Origin of the sequence: Amycolatopsis thermoflava N1165, from assembly GCF_000473265.1 — a bacterium.
Classification (GTDB): Bacteria; Actinomycetota; Actinomycetes; order Mycobacteriales; family Pseudonocardiaceae; genus Amycolatopsis_E; species Amycolatopsis_E thermoflava.
This window is the reverse complement of record NZ_KI421511.1, coordinates 3,056,242-3,077,430: the sequence shown is the minus strand read 5'-3', so window position 1 is coordinate 3,077,430 and position 21,189 is coordinate 3,056,242. Positions and strand designations below refer to the sequence as shown.

Sequence of the window (21,189 nt, the reverse complement as noted above, 5' to 3'; positions counted from 1 at the left end):
CCCGTGTGGGGTGCCGGTGCGGGCGGTGATCGCGCGCCCGATGTCAGCCGCGCGGTCAGAGCCGGAGCGCCATCCCGACGGACGCCGGCGCCGTCTCCGCGAAGCCGTACTTGCGGTCCACCAGCGCCGCCATGATCTTCTTGCCGGCGCCTCGCCCCTGGTGCTCGGGCAGCACGCACATGTCGACGATCTGGAAGGCGGTGCCGCCGTCGCCGATGACGCGGCCCATCCCGATCGGACGGTCGCCGTGGTAGGCGACGACCGCGTACCACGATCCGGCCAGGCCGGCCGTCGCCGCCTCCGTCGACTTCGGACTCAGCCCGGCGCCGACCCGCAGGCGCTGGTACAGCTCGACCGCGGGCGTTTCGGCCCGCACCACGTAGTCCATCAGGACCCCGCCTCGTCCGTGCGGGCCCCGGCGAGCACGGCGTCCAGCAGGCCCGGGTAGCGCGCGTCCAGGTCGTCGCGGCGCAGGGTCAGCAGGTTCTCCCGTCCCGACGGCTCCTGGATGATCACGCCGCTGTCCCGCAGCACCCGCCAGTGGTGGGTCATCGTCGACTTGGCCGGGACGCCGATCTCGGTCAGGACGCTGGTGCAGTTGTGCTCGCCGCCGCCGGCCAGCACGCGCACGGCGGCCAGCCGCACCGGGTGGCCCAGCGCGGACAGCACCTCGTCGACGCGGATCTGGTCGCGCTCCGGGTGACGGTACTTCACGGTACTACCGTACCGCAAAAGTCGAACAATCCTCTTGCTCGCCGGCCAGACTGTACGTAATTATGCGTACGATCGTACTTTCGACCCTGGAAGGTGTGCTTCCGCATGTCCGCTCTTCCGAGACAGGCCGCCGGGCCGCGGCTGGGCTGGGTGCTGCCCCTGCTCGCGCTCGCGCAGCTGATCTACTCGCTGGACCTCAACATCGTGTTCGTCGCCCTGCCCGAAATCGGCGCCGATCTGGGCTTCCCCGGTCAGACCCAGCAGCTGGTGGTGAGCGCCTACGTCGTGTTCGCCGGCGGGTTCCTGCTCCTCGGCGGCCGGGCCGCCGACCTGCTCGGGCGGCGCCGCGTCTTCGTGCTGGCACTGGCCCTCTACGCGGTCTCGTCGCTGGCCGGCGGGCTGGCGCCGACCCCCGCCACGATCATCGTCGCCAGGGCCGTGCAGGGGATCGGCGGCGCGCTGCTGCTGCCGTCCACGCTGTCCCTGATCAACACGCTGTTCCCGGAGGGGCCGAAACGCAACCGCGCGCTGGCCGTCTGGGGTGGCGCGGGCGCCAGCGGGCTGACCATCGGCGCGCTGCTCGGCGGTGTGCTCACCGAGAACTTCGGCTGGCCTGCCGTCTTCTACGTCAACGTGCCGCTGGCCGGTCTCGTGGCGCTGGCCGCGCTCGCGGTGATTCCGCGCGACCCGGCGCGCGGGCCGCGGCGGCGCTTCGACATGCCCGGCTCGCTGACCGTCACCGGGGGCGCGACGCTGCTCGTGTTCGCGCTGGTGCAGGGCCCCGAGCAGGGCTGGGGGAGCGGGCTGGTGCTCGGCGCGTTCGCGTTGTCCGCGGTGCTGCTGGTGGCGTTCGCGGTCATCGAGCGGCGCAGCGCGGATCCGCTCATGCCGTTCCGGTTGTTCGGCAACCGCAGCCTGACGATCGGCATGAGCGTCACGTTCATCTACATGGCCACGTTCGGCGTGCTGCCGTACTTCCTGACCGTCCTCATGCAGAGCGTGCACGGTTACAGCGCGCTGCAGACCGGGCTCGCGTTCCTGGTCCCGTCGCTGGCGATCGCGACCGGCACCCAGCTCGGCGAGCGGCTGACCACGCGGATCGGCCTGCGCACCACGCTCGTCGGCGGCTTCGCGGTCGGCGTGGTGGGCACGGCGGTCATGGCGATCGGGTTCGACGCCGGAGCCGGGTACGGGCTGCTGGTGCCCGGGCTGGTGGTGTCCGGCGTCGGCCAGGGTGTGGTGTGGACGGCGATGTGGATCGCCGCCGCCACCGGCACCGCGGCGGCCGAACAGGGCGTCGCGAACGGCATCGCGTCCACGGCACTGAACATCGGCAACGCGATCGGCCTCGCCGTGTTCACCGCGCTCGCGGACCTCGGCACCGGCGGCAAGACCGGCGAGGACCTGCGCGCCGCCACCGCGGACGGAGAGTTCCTGGTCGTGCTGCTGACCGCCGCCGGGATGGTGCTCGGGCTGCTCGTCAGCCTCGCACTGGCGCGCAAACCCGCCGCCGCCCCGGCCGAGCCGGTCGCCGCGGCGTGAACGCCCCGGGCAGGGCGGGGTCACCGCCCTGCCCGGGCTCCCGCCGCCTCAGGCGGTCGTGCGCGCGTAGTGCTCGGCGATCTCGTCGCTGGTGGTGAGCCAGACGTCGTCGTGGCTCGCGATGTAGGCCAGCGCCTCGTCGAGGTAGCGGGCGCGGAACGGCTGGCCGATGACGAACGGGTGCAGCGGGAGCGCCATGACGCGGCCGCCGGTCGCGGAGTCGGCGTAGAGCTGGTCGAACTGGTCCTTGACGATCTGCAGCACCTCGGGGCCGGTGAACCCCCGGGTGATGAACATCAGCAGGTCGTTGACCTCGACGGTGTAGGGCACGCTCAGCATGCCGGGCACGTTCAGCCGGTACGGCTGGTCGTCGTTGGTCCAGTCGAGCACGTAGCTCAGGCCGAGTTCGGCGAGCAGCCGTGGCGTCTCGAAGGTTTCGGTGAGGCCGGGGCCCATCCAGCCCTTCGGCCGCTGCCCGGTCGCCTTCTCGATGGTGGTGACCGCGTCGGTGAGGATCTCGCGTTCCTCGTCTTCGCCGAGGTTCGCGTGCAGGCGCGAGTTGGTCTGGCCGTGCACGAGCCAGGCCCAGTCACGGGCCCGGCCGGCCTCGATCACCTGCGGGTAGTGCCGCGCGACCTCGGAGTTGAGCAGCGCCGACGCGCGGATCCCGTGCCGGTCCAGGATGTCGATCACCCGCCAGATGCCGACGCGCAGGCCGTAGTCGCGCCACCCGTAGTTGAGCGCGTCGGGCACCAGCGTGTTCGTGGACGCCCAGATGCTGGTGGACGGCTTGTCGACGTGGAAGTGCTCGATGTTGAGACCGACGTAGAACGCCAGGCGGGCCCCGTTCGGCCAGGCGATCGGCTCCCGCTCGGTGATCGGCTGGTAGTCGAAGAGTTCCAGGCTCATGCGGCCAGGGTGCAACGTTGCCACCAGTGTGAAGGTCAAACCGGGCGAAGTGTGACCGTGGTCGCTTCAGGAAGCTAAATGTCAGACGTTGAGCAATGTGCAGACTTGCTGTTAGTCTGCAGTTCTCCGCTGGAGGACAGTGTCACGCGGAAGTGACGGGAGGGGAAGCCGATGCCGGTCGCGCTCGGACCGCTTGAGGGTGTCCGCGTGGTGGACATGACCACGTCCTACGCCGGCCCGACGGCCGCCATGTACCTGGGTGACCTCGGCGCCACGGTCATCAAGGTCGAGCGCCCGGGAACCGGGGACGACGCACGGGCCTGGGGACCGCCCTTCGTGGACGGCGAGTCGGCCTGGTTCGCCTCGGCCAACCGCAACAAGAAGTCCGTCGTGCTCGACATCCGTGCCCCGGAGGGGCGGGATGTGCTGCTGCGGCTGCTCGACACCGCCGACGTGTTCCTGCACAACGTCAACCCGGCCAAGGTGCACGGCCTCGGCATCGACGGCGAGCGCCTGCGATCGCGCAATCCGCGGCTCGTCTACTGCGCGATGTCCGGGTTCGGATCGGACGGTCCCGACAGCGGCCTCCCGGGCTACGACCTGGTCGCCCAGGCGCGTTCCGGCCTGATGTCGGTGACGGGGGAGTCCGGGCGCAGCCCGCAGCGCGTCTCCACCGCACTGTCCGATGTGGTCACCGGGATGTGCGCGGCCATCGCGGTCAACGCGGCGCTGGTCCGCCAACGGGTCAGCGGCGCGGGGGAGATCATCGACGTGTCCCTGCTCGACGCGGACCTCGCGTTGATGGCGCCCAGGATCGCGGCGTTCCACGCCGGCGAACCTGAGCCGGCGCCCAGTGGTGGCACCGATTCCGTGCTCGCGGTCTACCAGCCCTTCGAAACCGCGGACCGGACGATGGTCGTGGCAGTCGGGAACGACGCGATGTGGCAACGGCTCTGCGCCGCGCTCGACCTGCCGGAGCTGGCCGCAGATCCCGCGCTGGCCCACAACGCGGGCAGGCGCGAGCAACGGGCGCGCGTGACCGAGGCCGTCGCCGGACGCCTGGCGACGCGCCCCGCCGCCGACTGGCTGCGCATCCTCGGCGAGGCCGGGGTGCCGGTCGCGATCGTCCACACACTGTCCGAAGTGGTCAAGGACCCGCAGGTGGTGGCCCGCGGGGCGGTGCTCCCGGTCCCCGGTTCCGGGGACGGGCTCGTCACGGTGCGCAGCCCGTTCCGGCTGTCGTCGACCGCGGCGCGGAACGAACGGTTCCCGGCGCTGGGCGAGCACACCCGTCAGGTCCTGCTCGGCTTGGGCTACAACGAAGAGGAGATCACCCGGATGAGATGCACAGGCGTCATCGCCGAAGCCGCGGAACCCGTGGACGCCGGTGGTGAGGCGGCGGCCTCATGAGCGACCTGCTCGTCGAACGCACGGACGCGACGGTGACGCTCACGATCCACCGCCCGGCCGCGTTGAACGCCCTGACCGGTGAACTCCTCGAGGACCTGCGGCGGTGCGTGGCCGAGGCGGCAGGCGACCCGGCAGTCCGCGCGGTGGTGATCACCGGCTGCGGACAGAAGGCGTTCAGCGCCGGCGCCGACCTGAACGAGATCACGGCCCTGGGGGCGGACCTCGCGCGGGCCCGGGAGCTGATGGCGCGGGGACAGGCGGCGCTGCGGGAGATCGAGCGGGCGCCGGTTCCCGTGATCGCCGCCGTCAACGGTCTCGCGCTGGGCGGCGGGTTCGAACTGGTCCTGGCGTCGACGTTCGCGGTGCTGTCCACCCGGGCGTCGCTCGGGCTGCCCGAGTCGGGCCTTGGCCTGATCCCCGGTTACGGCGGCACTCAGCGGCTTCCCCGCGCCGTCGGGCAACGGGTCGCCGCGCATCTGATGCTGACCGGCACTCGGCTGTCCGCCGACCGTGCCCACGCACTGGGCCTCACGCCGGTGCCGCCCGTGGCGCCGGATGAGCTGCTGCCCACGGCCGCCTCGATCGCCGGAACGATCGCCTCGCGGGGGCCGCTCGCCGTCCGCGCCATCCTGCGTGCCGTGGAGGCGGCGCGGGACCTGCCGCTGGACGAGGGGTTGTCCACCGAGACCGAGCTCGCGGCGCGGGCGATCGTGAGCGCCGAGTCCACCGAAGGGGTCGCCGCGTTCGCCGAACGCCGGACCCCCGTGTTCCCGAACCCGGAGGACTGAGGATGCCGGCCGAACCACTCGACATCGACATCGACGCCGAGGCGTACCAACGGCTTCACGCGCTGCTCGACGAGCCGGCCGCCGACGCGTCACTGACCCCGCGGGAACTCGACGTCCGCGCCCGCACCCGCCAGGTGGTGGCCGCCGAGGTCGCCCCGCGCGCGGCGACACTGGACGCCACCCACACCTTCGCCCACGACAGCGTGCGGGCGCTGGCCAGGGCGGGGCTCTGCGGGCTGCTCTTCCCCGAGCACCTTGGCGGCACGGCGGACACGACCGTCGCCTACGCCGTGGCGATGGAGGAGGTCACCGCGGGCTGTGCGGCGACCAGCCTCGTGTTCATGACGCAGACGCACGCCGCCTACCCGCTGCTGCTGGCGGGCACCGAAGAGCTGCAGCGGCGCTACATCCCCGGGCTGCTCGACGGTTCGCGCTACGGCTCGCTCGCCATCACCGAACCGGACGCCGGTTCGGACGTCGCGAGCCTGACGACGACCGCCACCCCGGTCGCGGACGGCTGGTCGCTGAGCGGTCAGAAGACGTTCATCACCACCGGGGACAAGGCCGACGTGATCATCTGCTTCGCCACCGTCGACCGGACGCTCGGCCGCGCGGGCGTGACGGCGTTCGTCCTCGAGGGCGGCTGGGCCGGCCTGACCCGGGGCGCGCCGCTGCACAAGATGGGCATGCACGGCTCCAGCACGGCCGAGCTGTTCTTCGACCACGTCGCGGTGCCCCGGGAGAACCTACTGGGCGAGGTGGGCGGCGGCTGGTCGGTGGTGATGAGCTCGGTCGTCAAGTCGCGCATCAGTGCAGCCGCACAGGGCGTCGGGCTGGCCCGCGCCGCCTACGCCCGCACGCTCGCGACCCTGACGCGGCTCCACGGTCACCGGCTCCCGGACGAGTGTTCCTTCGCGCTGGCCGGTCTGCGGGGCCGGATCCTGCAGGGCAGGCTGCTGCTGCACGCCGTCGCCCGCCAGGTCGACGCCGACCCGGGCGTGTCGCCCGGCCAGATCGCGATCATGAAGCAGTCCTGCACCGACCTGGGTTTCCAGGCGTCGGTGGACGCCGCCCGGATCCTGGGCCCCTACGGCGACCTGGCGGTGTTCGGTGTCGAACGCTGCCTGCGTGACGCCAAGGTCACCCAGATCTACGACGGCACCAACGAAATCCAGCGGTTGCTCATCGGCCGCGAAACCACCCGCGCGATGGAGGGTTCGGCGTGACAACGGAAAGTCTCGAGGGCAAGGTCGCGATCGTCACCGGGGCCGGCCGCGGGCTGGGCAGGGCGATGGCGGAGGCTCTGGCCGAAGCCGGGGCGGCGGTCACGGTGGCCGCCCGCACCGAGTCCGAACTGGACAGTTTCGTCGCCGAGGTGAAATCCGCCGGTGGCGCGGCGCTGGCCTGCCCGACCGACGTCACCGACGAGTCCTCGGTGGAGCGCATGGTCACCGCCACGGTCGACACGTTCGGCCGGGTGGACATCCTGGTCAACAACTCCGGCATCGTGGCCACCTCACCCCTGGTGGACCAGCCGGCGCAGGAATGGGACCGGGTCATCGCGACGAACCTGCGCGGCACCTTCCTGGCCACCCGCGCGGTGGGCAGGCACCTGGTCGCCCAGGGGTCCGGCAAGGTCATCAACATCGCGTCCAACTTCGCCCTCCAGGGCATCGCGCGGCACGCGGCGTACTCGGCGTCGAAGGCCGCGATCCTCGGCTTCACCCGCTCCATGGCGGTGGAATGGGCGCCCCACGGCGTCCAGGTGAACGCCCTCGCGCCCGGCTACTTCGCCACCGCCCTCAACGCCGACGTGCACGGCGACCCCGACATGCTGGCCCGCGTCGTGCGGGCCATCCCGGCGCGCCGGATGGGCAGCCCGGACGAGCTCAAACCGTGGCTGCTGCTCCTCGCCGGCAGCGCCTCGGACTTCATGACCGGCGAGTTCATCGTCATCGACGGCGGCCAGAGCGTCCGCTGACAGCCACCCGGGAGACTTCAGTGAGCACCAAGAGCACGACCGTCGCCGTCCTCGGCGCCGGCACCATGGGCTCGGGGATCGCGACCGTCATGGCTCGCGCCGGGCACCGAACCATCCTGTACGACATCGACGAGGCCAACCTCGAGCGCGGCCTTGCCACCGTGCGCGGGTTCCTGGACAAGAGCGTCCGGCTCGGCAAACTCGACGCAGGCGCCGCCCAGACGGCGAAGGACGCGTTGCGGGGCACCACCGAGCTCACCGATCTGGCGCCCTGCGGCGTGGTCGTCGAGGCCGTGTTCGAGGACCTGGCGCTCAAGAAGGACACCTTCGGCAGGCTCGACGACATCGTCGCCGAGTCCACCTTGTTCCACACCAACACCTCGACGCTGTCGGTGACCGGGATCGCCGCCGGATCGCGCAGGCCGGAGCGCGTCGTCGGCACCCACTACTGCAACCCGGCTCCGCTGATGAAGCTCGTCGAGGTGGCCGACGGACGGCACACCGCCGCGTGGGCGCACCGCGCTACGCTCGACTTCCTCGCCTCGCTCGGCAAAACCACCGTGGTGACCAAGGACCGGCCCGGGTTCATCGTCAACCGCTTCCTCATCCCGTGGGAGAACTCCTGCATCCGGGCGCTGGAAGCCGGATGGGCCACCAAGGAAGCCATCGACGCCGCCGTGCCGGGCGCACTCGGCCACCCGATGGGACCGTTCCGGCTGCTCGACATCGTCGGGATGGACATCCACCAGCAGGTCGCCACCCGGCTCTACGAGCAGTTGCGCGACGACCGCTTCTTCCCGCCGCCGATGGTCGAGCGGATGGTCGCCGCGGGCGATCTGGGCCGCAAGACCGGCCGCGGGTTCTACACCTACGACGACACCCGGCTGTTCGGGTCCTGAGGAGACCGGCATGAGCGAGTCCACAGCAGACTTCAAGCGGATCGGCCTGATCGGCTCGGGGACCACGGCCTCCGGGATCGCCGAGGCGCTCACCGCGGCCGGGCGCGAGGTGATCGCCCTGGGCAGCACCCGCGGAGCCGGGGCCGATCTGGCCGACGCAGACCTGGTCCTGGAAGCCGTGCCCGACGAGGCCGAGGTGAAGCAGGCCGTGCTGGCCGAGATCGCGGATGTGATCGGCGAGGGGACACCGATCGTCACCGTCACCGCCACCCTGTCGGTGACCGAATTGGCGGCCGGCGTGCCGAACCCGCCGCGGGTGGCCGGCCTGCACTTCGTCGGCCCGGTTTCCGGACCGGGGGTGGTCGAAGTCGTGCGCGCCCTGCGGACCGGCGAGGACCTGGTGCAGGCCCTCGTCGCCTTCGCCGGATCGATCGAGGGCAAACAGCCGGTCGTGGTCGGGGACCGGCCCGGCTTTCTCGTCAACGCGCTGCAACTGCCCTACCTCAACGACGTCATCCAGGAATTCGATGACGGCCTGGCCAGCGCGGAGGACATCGACACCGCGCTGCGGCTCGGGCTCGGCTATCGCGCCGGTCCACTGGAGACACTCGACCGGATCGGGCTGGATGTCCACCTGCGGACGACCGAGGCCCTCTACGCGGCGACCCGCGACCGCCGCTACGCCCCGCCGCCGCTGCTGCGCCGGATGGTGGCCGCGGGGTTTCTCGGCGACAAGACCGGACAGGGCTTCCGCACCGGCGGAGCGGCAACCGAGGAGGAGTGACCGGAGATGACCTACGACGACATCCTGACCAGCACCGACGGCCCGGTGCTCACCATCGAGATCAACCGGCCGGAGGCGGGCAACAAGTTCCGCCACCAGACCTGCCTCGAGCTCTTCGACGCCCTCCAGCGGTTCCGCCTCGACCGGGAGCTGCGCGCCGCGGTCCTCACCGGTGCGGGCGAGAAGTTCTTCTGCATCGGCGGCGAACACGAGCCGGTCACCTCGCTCGACCAGTCGCAGGTGCTGCCGATCATCGACGTCTACCAGGCGATCGACACCATTCCCAAGCCGGTCATCGCCGCGGTCAACGGCTTCGCGGTCGGCGGCGGGAACGTCCTGCACAACGTGTGCGACCTGACCATCGCCGCGGAGCACGCCGTCTTCCGGCAGGTCGGCCCGATGGTCGGCAGCTTCGACGCAGGCTACGGCTCGTGGTACCTGGAGGACACCATCGGCCGGAAGCGGGCCAAGGAGATGTGGTACCTCAACCGCAAGTACAGCGCCGCGCAGGCGCTGGCGATGGGCCTGGTCAACGAGGTCGTGCCGCTCGAGCAGTTGCGGCCCCGCGCCACCGAGGTCGCGCACGAGATCGCCACCCGCAGTCCGCTCGCGATCGGCGGGCTCAAGGCCGCCTTTTCCGCGCGGCACAACGGTGTCTCCGGCCAGGCGCGGATGGCGCACGACCAGCAGCTGACGCTGTACCTGCGGACGCGGGAGGCGCACGAGGTGAGCGCCGCGTTCGCCGAGCGGCGCCCGCCCAAGACCGAGAGCTTCTGGTCATGACCTGGCGCGGACCCCTGCTCGACGAGGAGCAGCGAGATCTGGCGGCGATGCTGGACGCGTTCACCGCCGACCGCGCCGTGGAACTGGACGACTCCCCGGAGATGGTTGCCGCCCTCGTGCAGGAGCTCGCCGGCTTGGGCGTCTGGACGCTCGGCACGCCCGAGTCCGCGGGGGGCGGCGGCGCCGGGAGCCTGACGACGGCGGTGGCGTGGGAGAGGCTCGGCCGGCGGTGGCCCGCGCTGGGCTGGGCCTCGGCGCAGGCCCACGCGGCGGTGGACGTCCTGGCAGGCGACCGGCGGTTCGCCGATCTGGTCGGCCGCATCCACGCCGGAGAGGCGGGCGTCGCCGTCGTCGACGCCGCCTGCGTCCACGTCCGGCTCGCCTGGCACGGGGACAGCCTGTCCGGGTCCGTGGACCGGGTGGACGCGGCCGCGCGGTCGCCGCACCTGCTGATCCTGACCGGCGCGCGGGAAGCGCTCCTGGTCCCGCCCACGGCGACGAAGGCGACCCCGCTGCGCCGCACGGGCCTCGGGGGTGCGCTCACGAGTGCGCTGGACGTGACAGCGGGAGCCGATGCGGTGCACCACGTCACCGGTGTCGATGTCACCGCCGCGCGCTGCCGGTTGCACCTGGGCGCGGCAGCTGTCGCGAGCGGGATCGCCGGAGCCGCTGCCGACGACGCGGCCGGGTACACCGCAGTCCGCCGCCAGTTCGGCAAGGCGCTCCGGGACATCCCCGCCGTCCGGATGTCGCTGTTCGGGCAGGCCGCCCGGGCCGCGGCCGCGCTCACCGCCGCCACGTCCGTCCCGTACGACCACCTGGCTGCGGTCGCGATCGCCCGGGAGTGCTGCGAGACCGCGATCGAGGTGGCGGCCGCGGCGCTGCAGTCCCACGGCGGGTACGGCTACCTCGCCGAGTACCCGGCCGAACGCCGGCTGCGCGACGCGATCTCCCTGCGCGCGGCCGCCGACACCAGCGGCCCCGCCGGTGCAGCCGCCCGCGTGCTCACCGGTGCTTCCCCGGTCACCGCCTTGCCGAAGGAGGAGCGATGACAACGATCCCGAGACCCCTGTCCGCCGCGCTGGACGGCCAGTTCTCGCCGGTAGACGACGAAACCGCGGCGCACTGGCGCGCCGCGGGCTGGTGGGAGGACCGCTCGGTCCGTTCCCTGCTGACCGAGGCCGCGCGAGCCCACCCCGACCGGATCGCGCTCGTCGGACGCCGCTTCGACGGCGCCCGGACCACCCGCACCTACCGCGAATTCGACGACAACGCCCACCACGCCGCGAGCGTGCTGGCGCACCTGGGGGTCGAACCCGGCGACGCCGTGGTCGTCATGCTGCCGAACTGGGTCGAGTACCCGGAACTCGTCTTCGGCATCAACGAGATCGGCGCGGTGTACGCCGGGATCCCCGTGGCCTACGGGTACCGCCAGGCCGCCGACATCCTGCGCCGGAGCAAGGCCAAGGTGCTGGTGATCCCGCGCCGCTGGCGCAGCAACCACCATCTCGAGATGGCGCGCGCCCTGCGTGCCGAGCTCCCCGGTCTGCGGCACATCGTGCTCCTGGACGACGACGATTCCGGCCTGGGGCCGGGGGAGTCGCTGTGGTCCGCCTACGCCGACGTGCCCGCACGGGCCTTCCCCGAACCCGATCCCGACCGGATCTGCTACCTCGGCTTCACCTCCGGGACCACGGGGGAGCCCAAGGGCGCGATGCACAGCCACAACACGCTGATCTACTCGGCGCGGCAGCAGGCGAACCACATCGGCGCGCGCGTGTTCGGCGACCCCATGGTGCAGCTGGTCGCGTCACCGGCCGGCCACCACACCGGCTTCGAGTGGGGCATCCTCTTCACGACGTTGCTCGCCGGCACCGGGGTGCACGTCGACCGCTGGGATCCGGAGTGGGGTGCGCGGATCATCCGGGAGGAGGGGGTGACCACGTTCTTCGGGGCGCCCACGTTCCTGCAGGACATGCTGCGCACCGACCTGGCCGGCGACCCGGCGTGCCCGCTGACCTGCCTGGTGATCGCGGGAGCGCCGGTGCCCCGCAGCCGGCCGGCGCAGGCGTCGGCCGCGCTCGGCGCCTACGTCGCGCCGGCCTGGGGGATGACCGAGTGCAGCATCCTGACCTCGTGCACACCGGACGCGGGGGAGGCCATCCTGCGCACCGACGGGTCGGTGTTCGCAGGCTCGGCGGTCAAGATCGTCGACGCGGACGGCGCCGAGGTGCCGGTGGGGGAGGTCGGGGAGCTGCTGATGCGCGGCCCGGGTGTCGTCTACGGCTACTACGACCGGCCGGACGCCACGGCCGAGGCCTACCGGCCGGGGCTGTGGTCCAGCAGCGGTGACCGGGCCAGTGTGGACGAGCACGGGTGGCTTTCCCTGCGCGGCCGCAGCAAGGACGTCATCATCCGCGGCGGCGAGAACATCCCGGTGACCGATGTGGAATCGGTCGTCTTCGACCATCCCGACGTGCTCAACGCGGCGGTGGTCGGCGTGCCCGACGCCCGCCTGGGCGAACGCGTGTGCGCGGTGCTCGTCGTCAAGCCGGGGCGCCCGGAGCCGACGGTGAGCTCGCTCGCCGAGTTCCTCCTCGGGCAGGGGCTGTCCAAGCACTACCTGCCGGAGCGCGTGGTCGTCCTCGGTGAGCTGCCGATGACGCCCAGCGGGAAGATCCAGAAGTTCAAACTGCGCGAAATGCTGGGCTGACCCGGAAACGGCTGTGGTGGGGTCAGAAATTCGCCCCACCACAGCCGTTTCCTATGTCGCGCGCGGTTCGATCTCGGGCGCGCCGACCACTTCGGCCCACGCCTCGACACCCCGCTGGAAGGCGACGATGCCCGCCTCCGGCAGCGCGATCTCGATGGCTTCGAGGATCTCCTCGGGGGTGGCACCCGCGGCCAGCGCCAGCCGGACGTGCGTGGCGATTTGCGAGTGCGGGGCGCGCATCACCGTCAGGCTCAGGACGAACAGCAGTTCCTTGGTGCGCTTGTCCAGCCGCCGCTCGCCGAGGTAAGCGGCGGAGACCATTCCGTCCATCGCCTTGAGCAGGTCCAGGTCCGCGCCGGCCAGGATCTTGTGCAGCCGGAAGGCGTACCCGCGCCGCCGGGCGAGCTCGTCGATGTACTCCTGCGCCTCGCTCACCGGGCCACCTCCCGGTCGGCGGTGAGCGCCTGCCGCACGCCGCGGCTGAGGTCGAGCAGTTCCCGCGTCATCAGCGAGCGGGGCCCGCCGGCGACATGCGGGGTCAGGATGACGCGCTCGGCGTCCAGGAGCGGGCTGTCCGCCGGGACGGGTTCACTGCCGTAGACGTCGAGAGCCGCCGAACGGAGTTCGTCGCGCCGCAACGCCTCCGCGAGGGCGGCTTCGTCGATCAGCAGTCCGCGGGAGACGTTCACGAGGACCGCGTCGGGGCGCATCTTGCGCAGAAAGGCGCCGTCCACCAGGTGCCGGTTGTCCTCGGTGCCCGGGATGTGCAGGCTCACCGCGTCGCTCGCGGCGAGGAGGTCGTCGAGCGGCTGGTACTCCAGGCCGTCGACCGTCCGCTGTGGACGGCCGCGCAGTGAGGTCCACAGCACCCGGGCGCCGAAGGCGCGCAGGCGCCGGGCGACGAGCAGGCCGACTTCGCCTAGCCCGATGATCCCGACCGTGCTCTCCGACAGCGTCCGGCCGAACGTCACCCCTGGCCAGTTGTAGGCGGTGGATCCGGGGGCCGACGTGCCGGCCGGGACCGTGGCCTTCCGGGTGGTCGCGTCCAGCCGGGGCAGTTCGCGCAGCGCCGCCATCACGAGCAGCACCGCGTGGTCGGCCGTGGCTTCGAGCGCGGGACGGGACACGAAGTCGAGCGTGATGCCGCGCTCCGCCGCGGCGGCGACGTCGATCGTGTCCCGCCGCTCGCCGAGCTTTTGGATGTGGCGCAGGTGCGGGAGTTCGTCGATGAGCGCGCGGTCCACGTGGGTGCGGCGGACGACCAGGATGCGGCTGCGGGGGTCGATCCGGTACGCCGGGTCGCCCTTGGCCGGCATGTCGATGACGACGTCCGGGATCCGGCCCTGTGTGAAGAGCGCGTCCAGGTCGACCGCCTCGGGGGCGAAGAACTGCTCCAGCCGCCGCCGGGTCGCCTCCTGGGGGCCGCGCATGACGTCGGCAGCCGCCGCGAGCATGTGGTCCCACTCGGGGAAGCTCACGACGGTCGTGTGTTCCGGCATCCCGTCTCCTGTCTGTCTTTGACCTTGCGGTCAATTGTTAGACATTAGACAGGTAGCGTCAAGCGTTGATCCGGTGTCCTCGATGGCTCAGCCTCGCAGGCCGGCCGGCGACCCCTGCTCCGCGCGGTCCCCGGAGTCCTCGGCGGGGATGTCGGCGAGCGCGGCCTTGATGTGCTTGCGGAGGTAGGCGAGGTGCTCGGTGATGGCTGCTTCCGCGGCCTGCGGGTCCTTGTCCTCGATGGCCTGGACGATCCGTTGGTGCTGGGCCACCGTGTGGCGCCCGACCTCGGGTGACAGGTCGAGGTAGCGCACCGGCTCGGACTCGTGGTGCAGCGCGTAGACCAGCGAGGCGAGCACCCGGTTGCCGGACATCCGGGCGATGATCGTGTGGAAGCGCACGTCCAGTTCGGCGATCATCGGGTCGTCGACCGACCGGGTGCGCTGTTCGTGGACGACCTGGCGCAACTCCTCGAGGTCCTCCTCTCCGCGGTTCTCGGCGGCCAGCGCCGCGCACGGAACCTCGAGGTACTGGCGCACCATCGACACTTCTTCGAAGTCGACACTGCCGAGCCGCACGAGGTTCTGCATCGAGGCGCGCACCACCTCGCCCAGTGACTTGTGGTCCACGGGCTGGACGAAGCTGCCTCCCCCGGCTCCGGGCACGCGGCGGATGAGGCCCTGCATCTGCAGGGAGGACAGCGCCTCGCGAATGGTGGGTCGGCTCACGCCGAATTGCCGGGCCAGTTCCGCCTCCGACGGCAGGCGTTCCCCGGTGCCGAGCTTGCTGCTCAGGATCGCCTTCTTCAGCGCCTGCTCGACCTGTTCGCGCGGGCGGAGAATCTTCTCTCCGAGCTCCATCTGCCGGCTTCCTTCCCTGGGTGAACACGGCTCAACGCAAATGTACGGCACTTGGCAAGCGAGCGAGAGTTTGCCCGCTAGCGCGATCGTGTGCGATCAGCTCTACATTGACCGGCCTGCTAAATGTCAGTCATTATCAGATCGGCAATATCATACTGATAGTGACGGTTGGTCACAGAAGGTGAGGAAAGTGCGTTGCTCATCGGAATCCTGCGGGAGACCGCACCCCGTGAGACGCGGGTCGCGGCGACTCCCCGCACCATCGGGCAGTTGCGGGGGCTGGGCTACGACGTCGTGGTCGAGGCGGGGGCGGGAATGCGGTCCGGCTTCCCCGACGACGCGTACGAGGAGGCCGGCGCGCGGATCGGAGACGCGTGCGCGGCGGACGTCGTCCTCGCGGTGAACGCGCCGCCCGCCGAGCGGCTGTCGGCACTGCGGCCCGGCGCCACCTTGATCGGGCTGGTCGACCCGCGCGGTGACCGGGCCCGGGTGGCCGACCTGGCGAAGCGACACCTCACGGTGCTGGCGATGGACGCGGTGCCGCGCATCTCCCGCGCGCAGTCGATGGACGTGCTGTCCTCGATGGCGAACCTGGCCGGGTACCGGGCGGTCATCGAGGCCGCGCACGAGTTCGGGCGCCCGTTCACCGGGCAGGTGACGGCCGCGGGGAAGATCCCGCCCGCCCGCGTCTTCGTCGTGGGCGCCGGGGTGGCCGGCCTCGCCGCCATCGGTGCCGCCAGCGCGCTCGGGGCCGTCGTCCGCGCCTTCGACGTGCGGCCCGAGGTGGCGGAGCAGGTCCGGTCGATGGGCGCGGAGTTCGTCACCGTCGGCCTCACCGGCGCGTCCACCGCCGACGGCTACGCGGCTGAGATGACCGCGGCCCAGGAGCGCGCCACCGCGGCGATGTACGACGAGGAGGCCCGCAACGCCGACATCGTCATCACCACCGCCCTCGTCCCCGGCCGGCCCGCGCCGAAGCTGATCGGCGCCCGGACCGTCGCGGCCATGGCCCGCGGCAGCGTGATCGTCGACCTGGCCGCGGCGAACGGTGGCAACTGCGGCCTCACCGTGCCGGGCGAGCGGACCACGACCGAGTCCGGGGTCACGGTCCTGGGCTACACCGACCTGGCCGCACGGCTGCCCGCGCAGGCGTCGCAGTTGTACGGCACCAACGTCGTGAACCTGGTCCGGCTCATGACACCCGGCGCGGACGGCCGCCTGGTGGTGGACTTCGACGACGTCGTCATCCGCTCGATGACCGTGGTCCGCGACGGAGAGCTGACCTGGCCGCCTCCGCCGGTGCCGGTGTCGGCGGCGAGCCCGGCCCCCGCGCCCGGCAAGGTGCAGGCGGCGGAGCCGCGTGCGCCCCTGACTCCGGCCGCCCGGCTGGGGATCGTGGCCGCCGCGGCGGTCGTCGTCTTCGGGTTGATCGCGATCGCCCCGGAGCGGCTGCAACAGCACCTGGTCGTGTTCGCGCTCGCCGTGGTCGTCGGGTTCGCGGTGATCGGGAACGTCGCGCACGCGCTGCACACTCCGCTGATGTCCGTCACCAACGCGATCTCCGGGATCATCGTGGTCGGCGCCCTGCTCCAGGCAGGCGGAGGGAGTGCGGTGACCACGGCGCTGTCGGCGGTGGCGGTCCTGGTGGCCGGTCTCGACATCGCCGGTGGTTTCGCGGTGACCCGCCGCATGCTCGCGATGTTCACGAGGGGCTGAGCGCGTTGTTCTCCGTCGAAACCGCGGCCACGGCCGCCTACGTCGTCGCCGGCCTGCTGTTCATCCTGGCCCTGGCCGGCCTGTCCCGTCACGAGTCCGCCCGGCTGGGCAACGCGTTCGGTGTCCTGGGCATGGTGGTCGCGCTCGGCGCGACGATCGCGGTCGCCCTCGGCCGTGGTCTCCACGGCGTGCCGCTCGTCCTGGTGGTGGTGGCCGCCCTGCTCGGGACGGTGCTCGGCCTGTGGCGGGCCCGGGTGGTCGAGATGACGGGTGTGCCGGAGCTGATCGCGCTGCTGCACAGCTTCGTCGGCCTGGCCGCCGTCCTGGTCGGCTGGAACGGCTACCTGCACGTCGAGCACGACCCGAGGGGCGCTGCCGCGGCCGCCTACCGCGCGGATCACCTCCTCGGCGTGCACAGCGGCGAGGTGTTCGTCGGTGTCTTCGTCGGCGCCGTCACCTTCACCGGCTCGATCGTCGCGTTTCTCAAGCTGTCCGGCCGGATCAGGTCGGCGCCGCTGGCGCTGCCCGGCAAGAACCTGGTCAACCTCGGCGCGGTGGCCGCGTTCGTGGCGCTGACCGTGTGGTTCGTCCTCGACCCGCGGCTGTGGCTGCTGATCCTGGTGACCGCGCTCGCGCTGGCGCTGGGCTGGCACCTGGTGGCCTCGATCGGCGGTGGCGACATGCCGGTCGTCGTGTCGATGCTCAACAGCTACTCCGGCTGGGCAGCGGCAGCCTCCGGCTTCCTGCTGGAGAACCCGTTGCTCATCATCACCGGCGCGCTGGTCGGCTCGTCCGGCGCCTACCTGTCCTTCGTGATGTGCCGGGCCATGAACCGGTCGTTCGTCTCGGTCATCGCGGGTGGACTGGGTGTCCAGAGTGGACGAGGTCCGGTCGCCGGTGCGGGGGAGCATCAGGAGACGAGCCCGGCCGAGGTGGCGGAGCTCCTCGCGAACGCCTCGACGGTGGTGATCACCCCGGGCTACGGGATGGCCGTGGCCCAGGCCCAGTACCCGGTCGCCGAGCTCACCGCGAAGCTGCGCGCCAGGGGGGTGGACGTGCGGTTCGGCATCCACCCGGTCGCCGGCCGCCTGCCCGGTCACATGAACGTCCTGCTCGCCGAGGCGAAGGTGCCCTACGACGTGGTGCTGGAGATGGACGAGATCAACGACGATTTCCCGGGCACCGACGTCGTCCTGGTGATCGGCGCCAACGACACGGTCAACCCGGCGGCGCTGGAGGACGCGGGGAGCCCGATCGCGGGGATGCCGGTGCTCGAAGTCTGGCGCGCCCGCGACGTGGTCGTGTTCAAACGGTCCATGGCCACCGGCTACGCGGGCGTGGACAACCCGCTGTTCTTCCGGGACAACACCAGGATGCTCTTCGGCGACGCCCGGGAGCGGGTGCGGGAGATCGCCGGGAAATTGTGAGCGGGGGGACCGGTCCGGGCGCCGCCCGGACCGGTCGTCCGTCCTATCCGGACACCGGAAGCGCCGGCTCGAGGCTCGGCAGGGACTCCAGGTATCCGATGGTCTCGTTCGTGCTCACCACGTCGGCGTACTTCATGTGGATGTCGAAGAGGTTCACCTTGTGCGAGATCTGGCTCCGGTCCGCGCAACACTCGAACGGCACGACCACGTGGAAGTTGTACTGGAAGGCGTCCAGTACCGTGGCACGGACGCAGCCGCTGGTCGTCATTCCGGTGACGATGACGGTGTCGCACCCGGCGTGGATCAGGTAGGACGCCAGCGGTGTCCCGAAGAACGCGCTCGGCTTGCTGCCCTTGTTGATCACGATCTCGTCGTCGCGCGGGGTGAGCTCGTCGGGGAGGACGTCCCCGGGCGGGGTGCCCTCGGCGAGCGGGGCGGGCTGCGGGTTGAGCTTCCAGCGTCCGCGTTCCGCCGGCCTGGGCCGGTGGTCGGCCTCCGGGTAGGCCTTGGTGAAGAAGACCGGGATCCCGGCGCGCCGGGACGCGGCCAGCAGTTCCGCGTTCGCCGCCAGGGCCGGCCGCCCCGTCAGCGACCAGCCGGTCGGGTAGGTGGAGTCGACGAACGCCTTCGTCATGTCCACGACCACGAGAGCCGGCGAGGTTCCCGCGGCGATCGGGCGGTCGGGCGGCGCGAACTCCCGTCCGAACGTCGCCAGGTCGGCCGCGGGGATCACATCGGACCAGGGCTTGGTCGTCTCCGGTGTCGGCACATGTCCTCCCACAAGGTAAATGTCTGACATTCGCAGACTAGGAACATGAGGCCCGGTTAGTCAACGCCGGCGCCGGCGACGTAGTCCACGACGCGGGTGCAGTCGAGATCGCCGTAGCCGTCCTCCGCGGCCCGTCGCCAGGCCGCGTGGGCGTGCCGGGCGACGTCGACGTCCAGTCCGGCCTCGTGTGCCGCCTCCAGGAACAGTCCCAGGTCCTTGACCACCGCGGCGAAGCTGAACCCGAAGTCGAACCGGCCGGTCAGCACCTCGCGCGGGAACTTCTCCAGCGTGGCGGAGTTGCGGCCGCTGCTCGCGTTGAAGACCTCGATCGCCTGGGCCGGATCGACCCCCAGTCGCGCCAGCACGACCGTCGCTTCCGCGGTGGCCAGCAGTGCGCTCAGCCCTAGCATGTTGTTGGCGCTCTTGACTGCCTGGGCCAGTCCGGGCTCGCGGCCCACGTCGAACACGCGCTCTCCCAGTTCCCCGAGGACCGGCCGGGCCACGTCGACCGCCGCGGCCGGCCCGGACACGATGAAGGTCAGGGTTCCGCGTTCGGCAGCCACGACGCCCCCGCTGACGGGGGCGTCGACGAACCGCACCCCGGTGCCGGCCAGCCGCTCGGCGCACCGCTTGCTGGTCGCGATCCCGGACGTCGACGTGTTCACCAGGGTCAGCTCGGCCGGGGTGTCACCGGCGACCAGGTCGGACACCGTACCTTCGACCGCTTGCGGTCCGGGCAGGCTGAGGATGGCGAGCGAGGCGGCGGACAGCAGCGAGCCCGGCTCGTCGTGGACGGTCACGGCCGGGAGGTCCGCCAGTCGCGCGCCTGCCCGCGGATCCCGGTCGTAGACGTGGATTTCCCGGTCCCCGCGCGCGGCGAGACGGCGGATCATCGGCTGCGCCATCCGGCCGGCTCCCACGAAGCCGACATTAATGTCAGACATTATCGTCTCCTGTCGATGTCAGGCGTTGTGAGCCAAGTTATATTGTTCTACACTCGCCGCCAACCTGCTAGACAGAGAGGCAGCACGATGACCACTCACACCGCGCAGAGTCAGGCCACCGTGCCGATCCACAGGATCGCGCTCGCGAGCTTCGTCGGCACCTGCATCGAGTACTTCGATTTCTTCATCTTCAGCACGGCCTCCGCGCTGGTGATGAACAAGCTGTTCTTCCCGGCGCTCGACCCGCTGGCCGGAACGCTGGCGGCGTTCGCCGCGTTCGGGGTCGCGTTCTTCATGCGGCCCTTCGGCGGCATGCTGTTCGGGCACTTCGGCGACCGGATCGGCCGCAAGCGCATGCTGGTGCTGAGCCTGGTGATCATGGGTGTCGGGACCGCGTCGGTGGGTCTGCTGCCGACGTACGCGCAGATCGGCATCTGGGCCCCGGTCCTGCTGGTCGTCAGCCGCATGCTGCAGGGCCTCGCCGTCGGCGGGGAGTGGAGCGGCGCGGTCCTCCTCGCGGCCGAGCACGCGCCCGCGAGCAAGCGGGCGTTCTTCAGCAGCTGGCCCCAGGTCGGGATTCCGGCCGGCCTGGTCCTGTCCTCGGCGGTGTTCTACTTCGTGGGGCTGCTGCCCGAGGACGCGATGATGAGCTGGGGTTGGCGCCTGCCGTTCCTCGCCAGCGCGATCCTGGTCGGGATCGGCCTTTACGTGCGGCTGCGCATCGACGAGTCGCCGGCCTTCCGCGCGGTGCGGGAACGCGGTGAGGTCGCGAAGTTCCCGGCGGTGGAGCTGGTGAAGACCGCGAAGAAGTCGATCGCGATCGCACTGCTGGCGCACGCCGGGAACAGCGTGGTGTTCTACATGGCCTCGGTGTTCGGCCTGAAGTACGCCGCGGACCGGGGCGCGGGCAGCGGAGCCGTGCTGCTCGCACTGATCGTCGCCGCCGCGCTGCAGATCGTGACCATCCCGCTGGCCGCCATCCTGGCCGACCGTTACGGTCGACGTCCGGTCCTGATCGCCGGCGCGGTGCTGACGGTCCTGCTGGCCTTCCCGGTCTTCTGGCTGCTGGGCACCGGCCAGTTCGTGCCCTGTCTCATCGCCCTCGTCCTCGCGATCTCCGTCCTGCACGCGCTCCTGTACGGCCCGGAGGCGAGCTTCCTGCTGGAACTGTTCGAAACCCGGCTCCGCTACACCGGTTCGGCCGTCGGCTACCAGATCGGCAGCATGCTCTTCAGCGGACCGACACCGTTCCTGGCGGCGGCCCTGTTCGCCTGGGCGCAGTCGATCTGGCCCCTCGCGACGTACATGGTGATCGCGGCAGTGCTGACGATCATCGGGGTGTCGATGGCGAAGGAAACGCGCGCCGTCGAGTTCGTGTCCGGGAAGTAGGCGCGGGCGAGCGGCCGGCGGTCACCGCGAACCGGTGACCGCCGGCCGCCGCCGGTTCGGCGAG

Annotated in this window: 21 protein-coding genes; 13 read left to right on the top strand and 8 right to left on the bottom strand. The window is 71.3% G+C overall.

The window, feature by feature from the left end; all coding sequences use genetic code 11:
- Positions 1-55: 55 nt before the first annotated feature.
- Both AMYTH_RS44930 and AMYTH_RS0115405 read right to left on the bottom strand, forming a co-directional pair.
- Positions 56-388, bottom strand: a complete 333-nt coding sequence (locus tag AMYTH_RS44930) for a GNAT family N-acetyltransferase (protein WP_084022597.1) — start codon at positions 386-388, stop codon at positions 56-58.
- A complete protein-coding gene (locus AMYTH_RS0115405; protein ID WP_020419331.1) occupies positions 388-714 on the bottom strand; it encodes an ArsR/SmtB family transcription factor in 327 nt (108 codons plus the stop codon). The genes AMYTH_RS44930 and AMYTH_RS0115405 overlap by 1 nt, the downstream gene beginning before the upstream one ends.
- Positions 715-819: 105 nt before the next feature.
- On the opposite strand from AMYTH_RS0115405, the gene AMYTH_RS0115400 reads away from it, so the two are divergent.
- Positions 820-2,256, top strand: a complete 1,437-nt coding sequence (locus tag AMYTH_RS0115400) for an MFS transporter (protein WP_027931079.1) — start codon at positions 820-822, stop codon at positions 2,254-2,256.
- 48 nt (positions 2,257-2,304) lie between these two features.
- Here the strand turns inward: AMYTH_RS0115400 and AMYTH_RS0115395 are convergent, their stop codons facing one another.
- Positions 2,305-3,165 (bottom strand): polysaccharide deacetylase family protein, encoded by an 861-nt coding sequence (locus tag AMYTH_RS0115395; RefSeq protein WP_027931078.1) that lies wholly within the window; start codon positions 3,163-3,165, stop codon positions 2,305-2,307.
- Positions 3,166-3,336: 171 nt separating this feature from the next.
- Between AMYTH_RS0115395 and AMYTH_RS0115390 the strand changes: the two genes are divergently transcribed.
- The 9 genes from AMYTH_RS0115390 to AMYTH_RS0115350 are packed head-to-tail and all read left to right on the top strand — an operon-like array spanning position 3,337 to position 12,523.
- Positions 3,337-4,575, top strand: a complete 1,239-nt coding sequence (locus AMYTH_RS0115390; protein ID WP_027931077.1) for a CaiB/BaiF CoA transferase family protein — start codon at positions 3,337-3,339, stop codon at positions 4,573-4,575.
- Entirely contained in the window at positions 4,572-5,363 is a 792-nt protein-coding gene (locus tag AMYTH_RS0115385; RefSeq protein ID WP_027931076.1) for an enoyl-CoA hydratase/isomerase family protein, read from the top strand. Before AMYTH_RS0115390 ends, AMYTH_RS0115385 begins: the two co-directional genes overlap by 4 nt.
- Before the next feature lie 2 nt (positions 5,364-5,365).
- On the top strand, positions 5,366-6,589 hold the full coding sequence (locus AMYTH_RS0115380; RefSeq protein WP_027931075.1) for an acyl-CoA dehydrogenase family protein: 1,224 nt from the start codon (positions 5,366-5,368) through the stop codon (positions 6,587-6,589).
- Positions 6,586-7,344: an SDR family NAD(P)-dependent oxidoreductase gene (locus tag AMYTH_RS0115375; RefSeq protein ID WP_027931074.1), complete on the top strand. Its 759-nt coding sequence runs from the start codon at positions 6,586-6,588 to the stop codon at positions 7,342-7,344. Before AMYTH_RS0115380 ends, AMYTH_RS0115375 begins: the two co-directional genes overlap by 4 nt.
- A gap of 20 nt (positions 7,345-7,364) precedes the next feature.
- Entirely contained in the window at positions 7,365-8,243 is an 879-nt protein-coding gene (locus tag AMYTH_RS0115370) for a 3-hydroxyacyl-CoA dehydrogenase family protein (protein ID WP_027931073.1), read from the top strand.
- A gap of 10 nt (positions 8,244-8,253) precedes the next feature.
- Positions 8,254-9,027, top strand: coding sequence for a 3-hydroxyacyl-CoA dehydrogenase family protein (locus tag AMYTH_RS0115365; protein ID WP_027931072.1), 774 nt, complete (start codon positions 8,254-8,256; stop codon positions 9,025-9,027).
- 6 nt (positions 9,028-9,033) lie between these two features.
- Positions 9,034-9,810: an enoyl-CoA hydratase-related protein gene (locus AMYTH_RS0115360; protein WP_027931071.1), complete on the top strand. Its 777-nt coding sequence runs from the start codon at positions 9,034-9,036 to the stop codon at positions 9,808-9,810.
- Positions 9,807-10,862 carry an acyl-CoA dehydrogenase family protein gene (locus tag AMYTH_RS0115355; protein WP_027931070.1) on the top strand — a complete coding sequence of 352 codons (1,056 nt, stop codon included), beginning with the start codon at positions 9,807-9,809 and terminating at the stop codon, positions 10,860-10,862. Before AMYTH_RS0115360 ends, AMYTH_RS0115355 begins: the two co-directional genes overlap by 4 nt.
- Positions 10,859-12,523 (top strand): AMP-binding protein, encoded by a 1,665-nt coding sequence (locus tag AMYTH_RS0115350; RefSeq protein ID WP_027931069.1) that lies wholly within the window; start codon positions 10,859-10,861, stop codon positions 12,521-12,523. Before AMYTH_RS0115355 ends, AMYTH_RS0115350 begins: the two co-directional genes overlap by 4 nt.
- A 51-nt stretch (positions 12,524-12,574) precedes the next feature.
- On the opposite strand, the gene AMYTH_RS0115345 is transcribed toward AMYTH_RS0115350, so the two are convergent.
- The 3 genes from AMYTH_RS0115345 to AMYTH_RS44920 all read right to left on the bottom strand — a co-directional run bounded on the left by AMYTH_RS0115345 (position 12,575) and on the right by AMYTH_RS44920 (position 14,880).
- Entirely contained in the window at positions 12,575-12,958 is a 384-nt protein-coding gene (locus tag AMYTH_RS0115345; protein WP_027931068.1) for a carboxymuconolactone decarboxylase family protein, read from the bottom strand.
- Entirely contained in the window at positions 12,955-14,022 is a 1,068-nt protein-coding gene (locus AMYTH_RS44925) for a 2-hydroxyacid dehydrogenase (RefSeq protein WP_051362691.1), read from the bottom strand. Before AMYTH_RS44925 ends, AMYTH_RS0115345 begins: the two co-directional genes overlap by 4 nt.
- Positions 14,023-14,109: 87 nt before the next feature.
- Positions 14,110-14,880 (bottom strand): FadR/GntR family transcriptional regulator, encoded by a 771-nt coding sequence (locus AMYTH_RS44920; RefSeq protein ID WP_051362690.1) that lies wholly within the window; start codon positions 14,878-14,880, stop codon positions 14,110-14,112.
- A gap of 195 nt (positions 14,881-15,075) precedes the next feature.
- Between AMYTH_RS44920 and AMYTH_RS0115330 the strand changes: the two genes are divergently transcribed.
- The gene (locus AMYTH_RS0115330; RefSeq protein WP_027931067.1) at positions 15,076-16,596 is read left to right on the top strand and encodes a Re/Si-specific NAD(P)(+) transhydrogenase subunit alpha; all 1,521 of its coding nucleotides are present in this window, start codon (positions 15,076-15,078) and stop codon (positions 16,594-16,596) included.
- A gap of 5 nt (positions 16,597-16,601) precedes the next feature.
- Positions 16,602-18,023: a Re/Si-specific NAD(P)(+) transhydrogenase subunit beta gene (pntB, locus tag AMYTH_RS0115325; protein ID WP_027931066.1), complete on the top strand. Its 1,422-nt coding sequence runs from the start codon at positions 16,602-16,604 to the stop codon at positions 18,021-18,023.
- A 43-nt stretch (positions 18,024-18,066) separates the two neighbouring features.
- On the opposite strand, the gene AMYTH_RS0115320 is transcribed toward pntB, so the two are convergent.
- Together AMYTH_RS0115320 and AMYTH_RS0115315 are read right to left on the bottom strand one after the other, a co-directional pair.
- Positions 18,067-18,792, bottom strand: a complete 726-nt coding sequence (locus AMYTH_RS0115320) for an isochorismatase family protein (RefSeq protein ID WP_209440767.1) — start codon at positions 18,790-18,792, stop codon at positions 18,067-18,069.
- Positions 18,793-18,848: 56 nt separating this feature from the next.
- Complete coding sequence (locus AMYTH_RS0115315; protein WP_037322554.1) at positions 18,849-19,736, bottom strand: NAD(P)-dependent oxidoreductase; 888 nt, start codon at positions 19,734-19,736, stop codon at positions 18,849-18,851.
- Between the two features lie 87 nt (positions 19,737-19,823).
- On the opposite strand from AMYTH_RS0115315, the gene AMYTH_RS44915 reads away from it, so the two are divergent.
- Positions 19,824-21,125 carry an MFS transporter gene (locus AMYTH_RS44915; RefSeq protein WP_051362687.1) on the top strand — a complete coding sequence of 434 codons (1,302 nt, stop codon included), beginning with the start codon at positions 19,824-19,826 and terminating at the stop codon, positions 21,123-21,125.
- The last annotated feature ends 64 nt before the right edge of the window (positions 21,126-21,189 follow it).

Excerpts from the sequence above, each read along its gene's own strand:
- AMYTH_RS44930 (WP_084022597.1), bottom strand. The coding sequence starts at position 388 with ATGGACTACGTGGTGCGGGCCGAAACGCCCGCGGTCGAGCTGTACCAG.
- AMYTH_RS0115400 (WP_027931079.1), top strand. The coding sequence starts at position 820 with ATGTCCGCTCTTCCGAGACAGGCCGCCGGGCCGCGGCTGGGCTGGGTG.
- AMYTH_RS0115395 (WP_027931078.1), bottom strand. The coding sequence starts at position 3,165 with ATGAGCCTGGAACTCTTCGACTACCAGCCGATCACCGAGCGGGAGCCG.
- AMYTH_RS0115390 (WP_027931077.1), top strand. The coding sequence starts at position 3,337 with ATGCCGGTCGCGCTCGGACCGCTTGAGGGTGTCCGCGTGGTGGACATG.
- AMYTH_RS0115385 (WP_027931076.1), top strand. The coding sequence starts at position 4,572 with ATGAGCGACCTGCTCGTCGAACGCACGGACGCGACGGTGACGCTCACG.
- AMYTH_RS0115380 (WP_027931075.1), top strand. The coding sequence starts at position 5,366 with ATGCCGGCCGAACCACTCGACATCGACATCGACGCCGAGGCGTACCAA.
- AMYTH_RS0115365 (WP_027931072.1), top strand. The coding sequence starts at position 8,254 with ATGAGCGAGTCCACAGCAGACTTCAAGCGGATCGGCCTGATCGGCTCG.
- AMYTH_RS0115360 (WP_027931071.1), top strand. The coding sequence starts at position 9,034 with ATGACCTACGACGACATCCTGACCAGCACCGACGGCCCGGTGCTCACC.
- AMYTH_RS0115355 (WP_027931070.1), top strand. The coding sequence starts at position 9,807 with ATGACCTGGCGCGGACCCCTGCTCGACGAGGAGCAGCGAGATCTGGCG.
- AMYTH_RS0115350 (WP_027931069.1), top strand. The coding sequence starts at position 10,859 with ATGACAACGATCCCGAGACCCCTGTCCGCCGCGCTGGACGGCCAGTTC.
- AMYTH_RS44925 (WP_051362691.1), bottom strand. The coding sequence starts at position 14,022 with ATGCCGGAACACACGACCGTCGTGAGCTTCCCCGAGTGGGACCACATG.
- AMYTH_RS44920 (WP_051362690.1), bottom strand. The coding sequence starts at position 14,880 with ATGGAGCTCGGAGAGAAGATTCTCCGCCCGCGCGAACAGGTCGAGCAG.
- AMYTH_RS0115315 (WP_037322554.1), bottom strand. The coding sequence starts at position 19,736 with ATGTCTGACATTAATGTCGGCTTCGTGGGAGCCGGCCGGATGGCGCAG.
- AMYTH_RS44915 (WP_051362687.1), top strand. The coding sequence starts at position 19,824 with ATGACCACTCACACCGCGCAGAGTCAGGCCACCGTGCCGATCCACAGG.